Here is a 13,670-nt window from a genome sequence, read left to right as displayed (position 1 = left end):
CACAACGTCACAGTTCGGGTACGAATCACACAGGGAACGTGTTGGAAACACGGGTGTCACAAAATCCCCATAGGTTCCTCGTCATCCGAACGAGAGGCTCTTCCGTGGGATCCATCACTCCTCCGGGACGGGCGCAGCCGCGCCTGTTCCGCCTCCGCCACGCACGACGACGACCGGTCCTGGCGGCCGTGCTCGTCGCCGCGTTCCTGGCGACCTTCCTGATCGACTGGGCGGTCACCCTGCCGGCCTTCAGTGCCACCTCGGCACCGGCCACCAGCCAGGCGTGCACCGTCAGCCCCGACAACGGGTGCATCCAGGGCACGATCACCGACTCCGAGCGTGAACCGGCCGAGGGCGTCGACGTCGACGTGACCGGCCCGAGCGGCTTCGACGAGACGGCCACGACGAACGCCGACGGCCGCTGGTCGGTCAGCGTCGACACGGCCGGCGAGTACACGGTGAGCGTCGACCAGGGCACCCTGCCGAAGGGGCAGTACCTGACGAACGCCGCCGACGCCGAGCGCAAGGTGCAGGCCACCCTGAACGCCAACGTCGGGCAGATCTTCCAGCTGTCCGACCAGAAGGGCGCCACGACCTCGGCGGACTCGTCGGGCGTGAGCATCCAGCGGGCCTGGCAGCAGTTCGCCTCGGGGCTCCGGCTCGGGCTGCTCATCGCCCTGGCGTCCATCGGGCTCTCGCTCATCTACGGCACGACGGGGCTGTCGAGCTTCTCGCACGGTGAGCAGGTCACCCTCGGCGGCCTGCTGGCGTACGTGTTCGCCAACCAGCTCGGCTGGAACATCTGGGTCACCGGCATCGTCGTCACGCTGTTGTGCGCCGCGACCGGGTACCTGCAGGACGCCGCGATCTGGCGGCCACTCCGGCGACGGCGCATCAGCCTGACGCAGCTCATGATCGTGACGATCGGTCTGTCGATCGCCGCCCAGTACGCGTTCCAGTACTTCTTCGGTGCCTCGACGGTCCGCATCCAGCAGGGCAACCCGGAGACCGTGCGGTTCGCCGGCGTCACCCTGACGGTGCAGTCCTACGTCGCCATGGGGATCGCGCTCGTGGTCCTCGTCGCGACCGGGCTCTTCCTGGCGAAGACGCGCTTCGGCCGGGCGACCCGCGCCGTGTCGGACAACCCGGCGCTCGCCGCGGCCTCCGGCATCGACGTCGACCGGGTGATCCGCTTCGTGTGGACGCTCGCCGCCGGCCTCGCGGGGCTCTCCGGCGTGATGCTCGGACTCGTCCTGAACGGCGTGAACTGGCAGACCGGGCTCCAGCTGCTCCTGCTCATGTTCGCCTCGGTCACGCTCGGTGGCCTCGGCACCGCGTACGGCGCCCTGGTCGGCTCGATGATCATCGGCGTCGTCGTGGAGCTCACGAACCTGGTGCTCCCCGGTGACTTCAAGTACGCCACCGCCCTCGTCATCCTCATCCTCATCCTGCTGTTCCGGCCGCAGGGCATCTTCGGCCGCGCCGAGCGGATCGGCTAAGGGAGCACGCGCATGGACTACATCCTCAACCTGCTGTCCTCGCTCACCCAGGAGGCACTCGCCCCGACGACGGCGGCGTTCGCCCTGGCCGCGATCGGCCTGAACGTGCACTTCGGGCTCACCGGCCTCGTGAACATGGGCCAGGCGGCGTTCCTGCTGCTCGGTGCCTACGGCTTCGCGATCTCGATCACGAACGGACTGCCGTTCGTGATGGCGGTCCTCATCGCCCTGCTCGTCGCGATCGTGTTCGCGATCATCCTCGGCATCCCGACCCTTCGGTTGCGCGGCGACTACCTGGCGATCGTCACGATCTCCGGCGCCGAGATCATCCGCATGGTGGGCCGCTCCAGCCTGCTCACCTCGACCACGGGCGGCTCGAACGGCATCACCGGGTCGAGCTACCGCGACCCGTTCACCGCCCTCAGCCCGCTGCCCGACGGCACCACCACGATCCTGTGGTTCACGTACGCGAACAACGGCGTCAACGGCTGGTGGATCCGCATCGCCGCGTGGGCCATGGTCGCCCTGTTCACCCTGGTGCTCTTCCTGCTGATGCGCAGCCCGTGGGGCCGCGTGGTGAAGGCCATCCGCGAGGACGAGGACGCGGTCCGCTCGCTCGGCAAGAACGTCTACTCGTACAAGATGCAGGCGCTCGTGTTCGGCGGGGCGCTCGGTGCGATCGCGGGCATCATCTACGTGCTGCCGAGTTCGGTGCAACCAGACGCCATGGGCCGCTCGATGACGTTCTTCATCTGGACGGCGCTCATCCTCGGTGGTGCGGCGACGGTGTTCGGACCGGTGCTCGGAGCCGTGCTCTTCTTCGTCGTCCGGCTCTTCATCCGCACGCTGGCCGGCGACTTCATCCCCGACTCGATCATGAACGCGCAGCAGGCGGAGCAGTTCTCGTACGTGCTCGTCGGCGTCGCGCTCATGCTGCTCATCGTGTTCCGTCCACAGGGGTTGCTCGGCAACAAGAAGGAGCTGACGTTCAGTGTCTGAGACCTACGGCCACCCCAAGGCCGACCCGATCCTCACCGTCGACGACGTCACCCGCCGCTTCGGGGGCATGACCGCCGTGGACGTCGACCACCTCGAGGTCCAGCGTGGTTCCATCACGGCCCTCATCGGCCCGAACGGCGCCGGCAAGACGACGTTCTTCAACCTGCTCACCGGGTTCGACAAGCCGAGCCCGGGTGCGAAGACGCAGTTCAACGGCGCCACGCTGCAGAAGACGAGCGCGACGCACATCGCGAACAAGGGCATGGTCCGCACCTTCCAGCTGACCAAGGCGCTGTCCCGGCTCACCGTGATGCAGAACATGCTCCTCGGTGCCCGCGACCAGCCCGGCGAGAACTTCTTCGCCGCCCTGGTCAAGCCCGTGTGGGCGAAGCGGGAGCGCGAGATCACGGCCAAGGCCGAGGACCTCCTCGCCCGGTTCAAGCTCGACACGAAGGCGGACGACTACGCCGGTTCGCTGTCCGGCGGGCAGCGCAAGCTGCTCGAGATGGCCCGGGCGCTGATGTCCGACCCGACGATGATCATGCTCGACGAGCCGATGGCCGGTGTGAACCCCGCGCTCACCCAGTCGCTCCTCGGGCACATCCAGTCCCTGCGCGACGACGGCATGACCGTGCTCTTCGTCGAGCACGACATGCACATGGTCCGGCACATCTCGGACTGGGTGGTCGTGATGGCCGAGGGCAAGGTCGTCGCCGAGGGCCCGGCGGACACGGTGATGGACGACCAGGCCGTGATCGACGCCTACCTCGGTGCGCACCACGACACCGACCTGGGTGACGACTCGCTCCTCACCGAGGAGACCTTCGAGGAACTGGCGGAGGAAGTCGCCGAAGAGGACGCAGCAGAGGAGACGACCCGATGACGGACGCAACGGACCCCACGAACGCGAGCAGTGCCTCCAGTCCGTCCCCGGCGGCCACGCTGGAACGCGAGCCGGTGCTCAGCGCGAAGAACCTCGTCGCCGGCTACCTGCCGGGCGTGAACATCCTGAACGGCTGCGACCTGGACTGCTACCCGGGCGAGCTCATCGGCATCATCGGGCCGAACGGTGCGGGCAAGTCGACGCTCCTCAAGGCGCTGTTCGGGCTCGTGTCCATCCGCGAGGGATCGGTGACCCTGCAGGGTGACGACATCACGAACCTCAAGGCGAACAAGCTCGTGCAGGCCGGTGTCGGCTTCGTGCCGCAGACGAACAACGTGTTCCCCTCGCTGTCGATCGAGGAGAACCTGCAGATGGGGCTGTACCTGCGGCCCCGGAAGTTCGCCGAACGGCTCGAGGTCATCTACGACCTGTTCCCGGTCCTCGCCCAGCGGCGCAACCAGCGGGCCGGATCGCTCTCGGGTGGTGAGCGGCAGTCCGTCGCGATGGCCCGTGCGCTGATGATGGACCCGAAGGTCCTGCTGCTCGACGAGCCGAGCGCCGGACTGTCCCCCGTGCGCCAGGACGAGACGTTCCTGCGGACCCGCCGGATCAACAAGGCCGGTGTGTCGATCATCATGGTGGAGCAGAACGCGCGACGCTGTCTGCAGATCTGCGATCGTGGGTACGTGCTCGACCAGGGGAAGAACGCGTACTCGGGCACCGGGAAGGAACTCGCTGACGACCCCAAGGTCATCGAGCTCTACCTGGGGACGCTCGCCAAGGACGTCGACGCACAGCGCTAGCGCTGTCGTCGGCTACGGGTACCGCTGTGGGGGTGGTATCCGTGACGGGCGGGGCCGTGCGTGGTCGCTTCGCGCCGCACGGCCCCGCTCCTGTACCCGGCCCGGAGGCGCGGCTCGCGTCCGGTCGCATGACTGTGGTCGCATGACGCCGTCGTGTTCTGTTGACGCCGCGGTCCCGTCGAGACGCCTCGGAATCCTGCGGCGTCTCGTTCGTAGGGCGGTGTCCTGCGCTGACGACGGCGTCTTCCGTTGATGACGGCGTCCTCCGTCGCACCCCGGCCCGGAGGCGCGGCTCGCCCCGCGCGGGTCGGTATCGTTCCGCGGGTGCGCACCTCCGGACCCCTCGTGCTCGACGCCCTCGTCTGGCTCGTGTTCATCGCGCTCTTCGTCGGCGCGGCGTTGCTCGTCAAGGTCGCGGCCGTGCTGCTCGTCGTGCTCGTGGTGCTCGCGCTCCTGCTCGGCTTCGTGCTGCGGGCGCTCCGGAAGCGCCGACGGGCGCCGCGGCGTCCGCGCTGACGACTCGGCCCGCACCGTCCGGCCCGTGCACGCCGCAGAGCCCGCCCGGTAGGCTGTCCGAGTGAGCGAAGTCGAGATCGGTGCAGGCAAGCGCGGACGTCGGGCGTACGCGTTCGACGACATCGCGGTGGTCCCCTCCAGGCGGACGCGTGACCCGCGCGACGTCAGCGTGCAGTGGTCGATCGACGCGTTCACGTTCGCGTCGCCGATCCTGTCGGCGCCGATGGACTCCGTGTCCTCGCCGGCGACGGTCATCCAGATGGGCAAGCTCGGCATCCTCGGTGTGCTCGACCTCGAGGGCCTGTGGACCCGCTACGAGGACCCGGCCCCGTACTACGACGAGATCAAGTCGCTCACCGACGGCAACGTCACGAAGCGCATGCAGGAGATCTACTCCGAGCCGATCAAGGCCGAGCTGATCACCGCACGCCTGGCCGAGATCCGCGCAGCCGGGGTGCCGGTCGCCGGTTCGCTCAGCCCGCAGCGCACCCAGGAGTTCTCGAAGACGGTCGTCGACGCCGGTGTCGACCTGTTCGTCATCCGCGGCACCACGGTCTCGGCCGAGCACGTCTCCCAGACCGAGGAACCCCTCAACCTCAAGAAGTTCATCTACGAGCTCGACGTCCCGGTGATCGTGGGCGGTGCCTCGACGTACACGTCGGCGCTGCACCTCATGCGCACCGGTGCCGCGGGCGTGCTCGTCGGCTTCGGTGGCGGCGCAGCGTCGACCACCCGTGCCGCGCTCGGCATCCACGCCCCGATGGCCACCGCCGTCGCGGACGTCGCTGGTGCCCGTCGCGACTACCTCGACGAGTCGGGCGGCCGCTACGTGCACGTCATCGCCGACGGCGGGCTCGACACCGCGGGTGACATCGTCAAGGCCATCGCCGTGGGCGCCGACGCGGTCATGCTCGGCACCGCACTTGCCCGTGCGACCGAGGCCCCGGGTGGTGGCTACCACTGGGGTGCCGAGGCGCACCACCCCGAGCTGCCCCGCGGCCGCCGGGTCGAGGTGGGCACGATCGCCCCGCTCGAGAACGTCCTGAACGGCCCGACGCCGACCCACGACGGCCGCGCGAACCTCGTCGGTGCCCTGCGCCGCTCGATGGCGACGACCGGATACTCCGACGCCAAGGAGTTCCAGCGAGTAGAAGTGGTCGTGGCGCCGTACCACCAGTGACGGTGGCACCCGGGCACGACCCCGGGTGACGCCACGGCGCCGACCGTGACCCGGAGGCGACGATGGCCAAGTCCAGCACGACGAAGCAGACCAGCACGGCCGGACGTCCACGTGACGTCGCGCCCGGCGTGGGGTTCGACCCCGCGGCGAAGCTCGGACCGGACGAACGTGCGGCCGCGATCGAGACGCTGAAGACCAAGGAGCTCGACGTCCTGGTCGTCGGCGGCGGCATCGTCGGTGCGGGCAGTGCGCTCGACGCCGTGACCCGCGGCCTGAGCGTCGGCATCGTCGAGGCCCGCGACTGGGGCTCGGGGACGTCGAGCCGCTCGTCCAAGCTCGTGCACGGTGGCATCCGCTACCTCGAGCAGCTCAACTTCGCACTCGTCCGCGAGGCCCTCATCGAACGCGGCCTGCTGCTCCAGCGCATCGCCCCGCACCTGGTGAAGCCCGTGCGCTTCCTCTACCCGCTCAACCACCGGGTGTGGGAGCGGTTCTACATAGGCATCGGCATGGCGATGTACGACGTGTTCAGCTGGTCCGGCGGCCGTCCGCCCGGCGTCCCGCACCACCGGCACCTCAGCCGGAAGCAGGTGCTCAGGAACATGCCCGGGCTCAAGAAGGACGCCTTCGTCGGCGGCATGACGTACTACGACGCCCAGGTCGACGACGCGCGCTACGTGGCGTCGCTCGTGCGCACCGCGGCCTCGTACGGTGCCGAGGCAGCGAGTCGCGTCCGCATCGAGGGGTTCATCAAGGTCGGAGAGCGCGTGGTCGGCGCGCAGGCCCACGACATCCAGACCGGCGAACGGTTCGAGATCCGCGCGAAGCAGGTCGTCAACGCCACCGGTGTCTGGACCGACGACACCCAGGCGATGATCGGCACCCGCGGCCAGTTCAAGGTGCGCGCGTCGAAGGGCGTCCACCTCGTGATCCCCCGAGACCGGTTCCAATCGAACACGGGCATGATCCTGCGCACCGAGAAGAGCGTGCTGTTCGTCATCCCGTGGGGCCGGCACTGGCTCGTCGGCACGACCGACACCGACTGGTACCTCGACAAGGCGCATCCGGCAGCGACCGCGGCGGACATCGACTACATCCTCGAGCACGTCAACAAGGTGCTCGCCGTCCCGCTGACCCGCGAGGACGTCGAGGGCGTCTACGCCGGACTCCGGCCGCTGCTGGCGGGGGAGTCCGACCAGACCTCGCAGCTCAGCCGGGAGCACGTCGTCGCCCACACCGTCCCGGGCCTCGTCGTGGTCGCCGGCGGCAAGTGGACCACCTACCGGGTGATGGGCAAGGACGCCATCGACGAGGCCGTCGCGGCCATGGACGGCAGGATCCCGGAGTCGACGACCGAGGACATCCCGCTCCTCGGTGCCGAGGGCTACCCCGCCGCGTGGAACCGACGCGCCCGCACAGCACGGAGCTTCAACGTGCACAAGGTCCGCATCGAGCACCTGCTCAACCGGTACGGCACCCTCGCGACCGAGGTGCTGCAGCTCGTCGAGCAGGACCCCGCGCTCGCCGAACCGCTGCCGGGGGCCGACGACTACATCGGCGCCGAGGTCGTCTACGCCGCCTCGCACGAGGGCGCCCTGCACCTGGAGGACGTCCTCGCCCGTCGCACCCGCATCTCCATCGAGGCCTGGGACCGCGGCGATTCGGCAGCGCCCGTCGCCGCGAAGCTCATGGCGGACGTGCTCGGGTGGGACCAGGAGACGACCGAGCACGAGGTCGCGAACTACCTGAAGCGCGTCGCCGCCGAACGGGAGTCGCAGCTGCAGCCCGACGACGAGAGCGCTGACCGTGTGCGGCTCGAGGCCCCGGACATCGCGTTCGGCTTCGACGAGGACGACGTGGTCGTGGGCGGGGGTCGCTCGGACGGTGCCGAGGGCGCGAAGGCGTCCGACGAGCAGGTCGTCGGCGAGAAGACGAGCGAGCCGGAGTAGCGAGGCCAGAAGACGCCGTCGTGTCACCGAGACGCCGCCGGATCCGGCGGCGTCTCGGTGTCGACGCGGCGTCTCGACAAGACGACGGCGTCTTTCGGGGTCCACCCGCGCCTCCAGACCGGAAGGACGGAAGGACGGAAGGACGGACTGGAGGCCCGTGGTTCGTCCGTCAGACGGCGCGCGCCCGCAGGGCGGCGCGGCGCACGTGCACCGACTGGCCCACCACGAGCACCACCGGGATCGCGATCAGCGCGACGAGGCTCGTCACGTACAGCACGCCCGACCAGATCGTGTGGTCACCGCCGCCGACCCCGTAGGCGTCCGCGACGTCCATGCCGAGGGCGAGCGCCGCGACGAACGACATCGGCGTCCCCACCACGACGACGGCGAGCAGCACCGCCGCGATGACGTGCGCCGGCGCCCGGGTGACCAGCAGCAGCACCGACAGCCCCGCGGCGAACAGGACGCCGACGACGGCGATCCCGACGACGGTCGCGACGTCCGCCCCGACCGAGAAGCCCTGCTGCGTGAGCTCGGCGTGGATCTCGGCCAGGGTCGCACCGGGGACCGCGGCGAGCGGGTCCAGCACCAGTGCGTTCACCGCCAGCAGCGCCGCGTACAGCGCGACGACCAGCACCCCGACGACGGCGACGACGATCCGTGTTCTCCCCATCCACAGAACAGTAGTGCGCGGAATGCGCGGGACCACCGGGTGGTTAGCATGGGGGTACTCGAAGAGGGAGCCATCATGGTCGACGTCCATCGCGTCAAACTCCCCGGAGTCGGCGTGCTGCACAGCTTCTACACCGACGACGGTGGCAAGTGCGGTGTCATCACGCACCGGTCGGGGCACTCCGACCTCATCTCGTTCGCCGACGTCTCCGACGGCGCGGACAAGTCCGAGAAGGTCTCGCTGCGTCTCAGCGAGGACGAAGCGCACACGCTCGCCGAGCTGCTCGGCGGCACCCGGATCACCGAGGGCCTCGACAAGCTCGACGAGATCCCCGGGCTCTCCATCGATTGGTTCTCCGTCGACTACGACGACGCCATCGCGGGCAAGCCCCTCGGCGACCTGCACGACTCGGGCTTCATCGGCCTGACCGTCGTCGCCGTGGTCCGTGGCGACAGCGCCAACCCGGCGCCCTCGTCGGACTTCGTCGTCTTCCCCGGAGACACGATCGTCGTCGCCGGTTCCCCCGAGAAGGTCGCCAAGGCGTTCTCCTTCTACCGCAGCGGAGAGCTTGCGGCCGCCTCGGCCGAGGCCCCGCGGAAGAGCTAGCGCATGCACCTGGGTGGTGAGCTGCTCACCATCGGTGTGCTCTTCGTCATCGCCTACGTCCTGGGCCGGCTCGGCAAGACCATCGGTCTGCCGGCCATCCCGATCTACATGGTGGTCGGACTCGTCGCGAGTCCGAACACGCCGTGGTTCGGGCTGAGCGTCGAGTCCCACACGATCGAGCTCATCGCGACGTTCGGGCTCATCCTGCTGCTGTTCAACCTCGGGCTCGAGTTCGACCAAGAGGAGTTCTACGGCAACGCCGGCAAGCTCCTGGTGTCGGGCGGCACCTACGTCGTCATCAACATGGGCGTGGGGTTCGCCTTCGGGTTCTCGCTCGGCTGGGGCACCCGTGAAGCCCTGATCATCGCGGGCATGACGGCGACGTCCTCGAGCGCCATCGTGACGAAGCTCCTCATCGAGCTCCGGCGCCTGGCGAACGACGAGACCCCGATGATCCTCGGCGTCACCGTGATCGAGGACGTCTTCATCGCCGTCTACCTGGCGATCGTCTCCGTGGTGCTGTCCGGCGACACCAACGTCTGGGCCGTCGTCGGCAAGCTGGCACTCGCGTTCGGGTTCCTCATCGTGATGTTCACGCTCGCGCGCTTCGCGGGCAAGTGGGTCTCGAAGATCTTCGCCACCCGTGACGACGAGCTGTTCACGGTGCTGTTCTTCGGACTCGCGGTCATGTTCGGCGGCATCGGCGACCTGCTCGGCGTGACCGACGCCATCGGTGCCTTCGTCATCGGCCTGCTCTGCGGAGCGACCCGGTACCGCGACCGCATCGAACAGCTCGCCCTGCCGATGCGCGACGTCTTCGCCGCGTTCTTCTTCGTCAACTTCGGGCTCGGCCTCGACCTGTCGACCTTCGGCGAGGTGCTCTGGCCCGTCCTCGGCGCCATCGGCATGACGGTCGTGCTCAACGCGGTCGCCGGCCAGATCGTCGCGCGGATGAACGGCTTCAACGTCCAGCAGGGCATCAACACCGCCGTCATCCTGGTGAACCGTGGCGAGTTCGCGCTGATCCTCGCGACGCTGTCGGCTGCCGCCGGGCTGGAGGCGCGGATCACCGCCTTCGCGGGCCTCTACGTCCTCTGCATGGCCGTCCTCGGGCCGCTGCTCGCGGTGAACTCGGACCGGATCGGCCGCCTCGTGGTGCGCCCGGGTCGGCTCATCCGCCTGCGCGGACGCCTGGGCGGCCGACGTGCCGTCGCCGCGGCAGCCGCCGCCGAGAGCGCCGAAGCGGCCGAGGCCGAGGCGGACGCCAGCGCCGCGGCACGGAAGGCCGAGCGGGACCGCCAGTTCGCCGAGGAGTTCGCGCTCGTCGAGGCTGCTGGCAGGGACGAGCGAGACAATGAGGGGTCCGAGCCGACGTCCGCCCCCGTGACGTCGCCGGTCGAGATCCCCGCCGAGCGCCCCGAGCGCCCGGTCCGACAGCGCGATCCGGAGTACTGATACAGATGTGGGCCGTTGCCCGACGACCGAAGTGGATCGCGCTGCTGTTGCTGGCGCTCGTGCTGGCGGCGGTGTTCGCCGGGCTGGGCAAGTGGCAGCTGGAACGGTCGATCGCCAATGGCAAACCCCTGCCGGCGACCACCGAGACCCGCCGCACGCTCGAGGCGGTCACCACTCCCGAGCGCCCCGTCAGCGAGAGCCTCGCCGGGCAGAGGGTCACCGTCACCGGGACCTTCGTCGCCGACGACACCACCGTCCTGACCGGCCGCACCGGGGGTGGGAAGTACCAGACCGTCGGGCACCTGGTGGACTCGGACGGTGGGGCGAGCCTCCCGGTCGTCATCGGGTGGTCCGACCAGCGGTCGGCCGCCATCGCCGGGGGCGAGCGCCTGGCGGACGGGCAGACGCTCACGATCCAGGGTCGCTACTACCCGGCCGAGTCGCCCGACCAGGACGCCTACAAGAAGGGCGAGTACTCCGCCGTCGCGCCCGCCCGGTTCGTGAACACCTGGCAAGCCTTCGACGACCGCATGTACCTCGGGTACGTCGTCGCCGACGGCACCACCGCGAAGGCCGCCGACCTCGGCACCATCGCCGACCGTGCACCGTCGCGCGAGGTCCAGTTCGACTGGCTCAACCTGTTCTACGCGATCGAGTGGGTCGTGTTCGCCGGCTTCGCCGTGTTCCTCTGGTACCGGTTCGTGAAGGACGCCTGGGAGCGCGAGCAGGAAGAGGAGCGCGAGGCAGCGCTCGCCACCGAAGCCGACGCGCTCCGACGGTAGGATTGCCGGCATGGCCCTGACCGTCCGAACCCGTGACATCCCCAAGATCCCGGGGGCGGTGAAGTGGTACCGCGTCTCGGCGTACATCACCGGTGTGCTGCTGCTCGCCCTGGTGGTCGAGGTCATCATCAAGTACACGCCGCTGCAGCTCGAGATGCAGCTCGGCAACGGTCCGTTCTTCGTGCCCAACGGCACGGCGGGCGAGACCCCGGGCACGTTCAACCTGTCGATCGCGATCCTCATCGCCCACGGCTGGCTGTACGTGCTCTACCTGTTCACGGACTTCCGTCTGTGGAGCATCATGCGCTGGAGGCCGTCGCGCTTCCTGCTCATCGCCCTCGGGGGCATCATCCCGTTCATGTCCTTCGTGGTCGAACACCGCATGCAGCAGCAGGCCATGGACACCTACCACGAGCTGATCGCTGCCCAGCAGCGTGAGAAGGAGGCCGCTCGGTGAGCGAGACCGAACAGCGTCCCGTCCTCGTCGTCGACTTCGGGGCCCAGTACGCGCAGCTCATCGCGCGCCGGGTCCGTGAAGCGAACGTCTACAGCGAGATCGTGCCGCACTCCATCACCGCGGACGAGATCCGCGCCAAGGACCCGGCGGCCATCGTGCTGTCCGGTGGTCCGTCGTCCGTGTACGAAGAAGGCGCGCCGTCCCTCGACGGTGACATCCTCGACCTCGGCGTCCCCGTGCTCGGCATCTGCTACGGCTTCCAGGCCATGGCGACCGCCCTCGGTGGCGAGGTCGCGAACACCGGTCTGCGCGAGTACGGCGCCACCGACGTGACGCTCGCCCCCGGCACCAGCACCCTGCTCGGCGACCAGCCGGCGGACCAGGTGACGTGGATGTCGCACGGCGACTCCGTGGCCAAGGCCCCGGCAGGCTTCGAGGTGCTCGCCTCGAGCGCATCGACGCCCGTCGCGGCGTTCGCGTCCGACGAGCGCAAGCTCTACGGCGTGCAGTGGCACCCCGAGGTCAAGCACTCCGTGTACGGCCAGGCCGTGCTCGAGAACTTCCTGCACCGTGCCGCGGGCCTGCCCGGCGACTGGAACTCCAGCAACGTCATCGAGGAGCAGGTCGCCCGCATCCGCGAGCAGGTCGGCTCCGCACGGGTCATCGCCGGGCTCTCCGGTGGTGTCGACTCCGCCGTCGCCGCAGCCCTGGTGCACAAGGCCGTCGGCGACCAGCTCACCTGCGTCTTCGTCGACCACGGGCTCCTGCGTGCCGACGAGCGCAAGCAGGTGGAAGAGGACTACGTCGCCTCCACCGGTGTCCGGCTCATCACGATCGACGCCGAGCAGCAGTTCCTCGACGCCCTCGCCGGCGTGAGCGACCCCGAGCAGAAGCGCAAGATCATCGGGCGCGAGTTCATCCGCACGTTCGAGGGCGCGGCCGAGGCACTCGTGCTCGAGGCTCGCGGTGACGACGAGGCCGGCGAGGTCAAGTTCCTCGTGCAGGGGACCCTGTACCCGGACGTCGTCGAGTCCGGCGGCGGAGCGGGCACCGCGAACATCAAGTCGCACCACAACGTCGGCGGCCTGCCCGAGGACATGACGTTCGAGCTCGTCGAGCCCCTGCGCACCCTGTTCAAGGACGAGGTCCGTGCGGTCGGCCGCGAGCTCGGGCTGCCCGAGGTCATCGTCGGTCGCCAGCCGTTCCCCGGCCCGGGCCTGGGTATCCGCATCGTCGGCGAGGTCACGAAGGAGCGACTCGAACTGCTCCGCGCGGCCGACAAGATCGCACGCGAAGAGCTCACCGCGGCCGGCCTCGACCAGGAGATCTGGCAGTGCCCGGTCGTGCTGCTCGCCGACGTCCGCTCCGTGGGCGTGCAGGGCGACGGCCGGACCTACGGGCACCCGATCGTGCTCCGTCCGGTCTCGTCCGAGGACGCCATGACCGCCGACTGGACGCGTCTGCCGTACGACACCCTCGCGAAGATCTCGAACCGCATCACGAACGAGGTGCCCGACGTCAACCGGGTCGTGCTCGACGTCACGTCGAAGCCGCCGGGGACGATCGAGTGGGAGTAGGGCTCCCCTGAGCAACGGAAGGCCCGGGACGCGTCACGCGTGCCGGGCCTTCGTGCGTCCGGGGGCGGCGCTGCCGGGCGCAGTGCGGTCCTGGTGTCCGTCGAGCGGTCACAACACCCCGCGGGCCCGATGCCAAGCGGTCAGGAAGTGTCGGCTGGCCGCGGCCCAGGCGACACTTCGTGACCAGTCGGCGGGCGTTGGCGGGGTGTTGTGACCAATGGGGCCACCCCGCCGCCGCTCCCGCCAGCACCGCCGGCCCGGGAACGACGAAGGGCCCCGGCAGCGCCGGGG

13 protein-coding genes are annotated in these 13,670 nt (G+C 69.4%); 12 read left to right on the top strand and 1 reads right to left on the bottom strand.

The window, feature by feature from the left end:
* Positions 1–188: 188 nt before the first annotated feature.
* From DEI85_RS15630 to DEI85_RS15600, 7 genes are all read left to right on the top strand, one after another.
* Entirely contained in the window at positions 189–1,499 is a 1,311-nt protein-coding gene (locus DEI85_RS15630; RefSeq protein ID WP_110859528.1) for a branched-chain amino acid ABC transporter permease, read from the top strand.
* 12 nt (positions 1,500–1,511) lie between these two features.
* Positions 1,512–2,498 (top strand): branched-chain amino acid ABC transporter permease, encoded by a 987-nt coding sequence (locus DEI85_RS15625; protein WP_027466698.1) that lies wholly within the window; start codon positions 1,512–1,514, stop codon positions 2,496–2,498.
* A complete protein-coding gene (locus tag DEI85_RS15620) occupies positions 2,491–3,381 on the top strand; it encodes an ABC transporter ATP-binding protein (protein ID WP_027466697.1) in 891 nt (296 codons plus the stop codon). The genes DEI85_RS15625 and DEI85_RS15620 overlap by 8 nt, the downstream gene beginning before the upstream one ends.
* Entirely contained in the window at positions 3,378–4,184 is an 807-nt protein-coding gene (locus tag DEI85_RS15615) for an ABC transporter ATP-binding protein (protein WP_027466696.1), read from the top strand. The genes DEI85_RS15620 and DEI85_RS15615 overlap by 4 nt, the downstream gene beginning before the upstream one ends.
* A 324-nt stretch (positions 4,185–4,508) precedes the next feature.
* Complete coding sequence (locus tag DEI85_RS15610) at positions 4,509–4,700, top strand: hypothetical protein (RefSeq protein ID WP_027466695.1); 192 nt, start codon at positions 4,509–4,511, stop codon at positions 4,698–4,700.
* Between the two features lie 61 nt (positions 4,701–4,761).
* Positions 4,762–5,880: a GuaB3 family IMP dehydrogenase-related protein gene (locus DEI85_RS15605; protein ID WP_111123224.1), complete on the top strand. Its 1,119-nt coding sequence runs from the start codon at positions 4,762–4,764 to the stop codon at positions 5,878–5,880.
* 62 nt (positions 5,881–5,942) lie between these two features.
* On the top strand, positions 5,943–7,829 hold the full coding sequence (locus DEI85_RS15600) for a glycerol-3-phosphate dehydrogenase/oxidase (RefSeq protein ID WP_110859531.1): 1,887 nt from the start codon (positions 5,943–5,945) through the stop codon (positions 7,827–7,829).
* 169 nt (positions 7,830–7,998) lie between these two features.
* On the opposite strand, the gene DEI85_RS15595 is transcribed toward DEI85_RS15600, so the two are convergent.
* Positions 7,999–8,502: a hypothetical protein gene (locus DEI85_RS15595; protein WP_111123225.1), complete on the bottom strand. Its 504-nt coding sequence runs from the start codon at positions 8,500–8,502 to the stop codon at positions 7,999–8,001.
* 75 nt (positions 8,503–8,577) lie between these two features.
* Between DEI85_RS15595 and DEI85_RS15590 the strand changes: the two genes are divergently transcribed.
* The 5 genes from DEI85_RS15590 to guaA are packed head-to-tail and all read left to right on the top strand — an operon-like array spanning position 8,578 to position 13,379.
* Positions 8,578–9,108, top strand: a complete 531-nt coding sequence (locus tag DEI85_RS15590) for a cation:proton antiporter regulatory subunit (RefSeq protein WP_017885470.1) — start codon at positions 8,578–8,580, stop codon at positions 9,106–9,108.
* 3 nt (positions 9,109–9,111) lie between these two features.
* Entirely contained in the window at positions 9,112–10,563 is a 1,452-nt protein-coding gene (locus DEI85_RS15585; RefSeq protein WP_111090918.1) for a cation:proton antiporter, read from the top strand.
* Positions 10,564–10,568: 5 nt separating this feature from the next.
* Positions 10,569–11,345 (top strand): SURF1 family cytochrome oxidase biogenesis protein, encoded by a 777-nt coding sequence (locus tag DEI85_RS15580; protein ID WP_111123226.1) that lies wholly within the window; start codon positions 10,569–10,571, stop codon positions 11,343–11,345.
* A gap of 10 nt (positions 11,346–11,355) precedes the next feature.
* Entirely contained in the window at positions 11,356–11,802 is a 447-nt protein-coding gene (locus DEI85_RS15575; protein WP_027466691.1) for a DUF3817 domain-containing protein, read from the top strand.
* Positions 11,799–13,379 carry a glutamine-hydrolyzing GMP synthase gene (guaA, locus tag DEI85_RS15570; protein ID WP_111090920.1) on the top strand — a complete coding sequence of 527 codons (1,581 nt, stop codon included), beginning with the start codon at positions 11,799–11,801 and terminating at the stop codon, positions 13,377–13,379. Before DEI85_RS15575 ends, guaA begins: the two co-directional genes overlap by 4 nt.
* Positions 13,380–13,670 lie beyond the last annotated feature (291 nt).

The sequence above is a fragment of the Curtobacterium sp. MCBD17_026 genome (assembly GCF_003234895.2).
GTDB classification, from domain to species: Bacteria; Actinomycetota; Actinomycetes; order Actinomycetales; family Microbacteriaceae; genus Curtobacterium; species Curtobacterium flaccumfaciens.
This window is presented reverse-complemented; position numbering and strand designations above follow the sequence as displayed.

What these genes read in the sequence shown, in the direction of transcription:
- DEI85_RS15600 (WP_110859531.1), top strand. Translation starts at nt 5,943, where the DNA reads ATGGCCAAGTCCAGCACGACGAAGCAGACCAGCACGGCCGGACGTCCA.
- DEI85_RS15580 (WP_111123226.1), top strand. Translation starts at nt 10,569, where the DNA reads ATGTGGGCCGTTGCCCGACGACCGAAGTGGATCGCGCTGCTGTTGCTG.
- DEI85_RS15625 (WP_027466698.1), top strand. Translation starts at nt 1,512, where the DNA reads ATGGACTACATCCTCAACCTGCTGTCCTCGCTCACCCAGGAGGCACTC.
- DEI85_RS15595 (WP_111123225.1), bottom strand. Translation starts at nt 8,502, where the DNA reads ATGGGGAGAACACGGATCGTCGTCGCCGTCGTCGGGGTGCTGGTCGTC.
- DEI85_RS15585 (WP_111090918.1), top strand. Translation starts at nt 9,112, where the DNA reads ATGCACCTGGGTGGTGAGCTGCTCACCATCGGTGTGCTCTTCGTCATC.
- DEI85_RS15615 (WP_027466696.1), top strand. Translation starts at nt 3,378, where the DNA reads ATGACGGACGCAACGGACCCCACGAACGCGAGCAGTGCCTCCAGTCCG.
- DEI85_RS15575 (WP_027466691.1), top strand. Translation starts at nt 11,356, where the DNA reads ATGGCCCTGACCGTCCGAACCCGTGACATCCCCAAGATCCCGGGGGCG.
- DEI85_RS15590 (WP_017885470.1), top strand. Translation starts at nt 8,578, where the DNA reads ATGGTCGACGTCCATCGCGTCAAACTCCCCGGAGTCGGCGTGCTGCAC.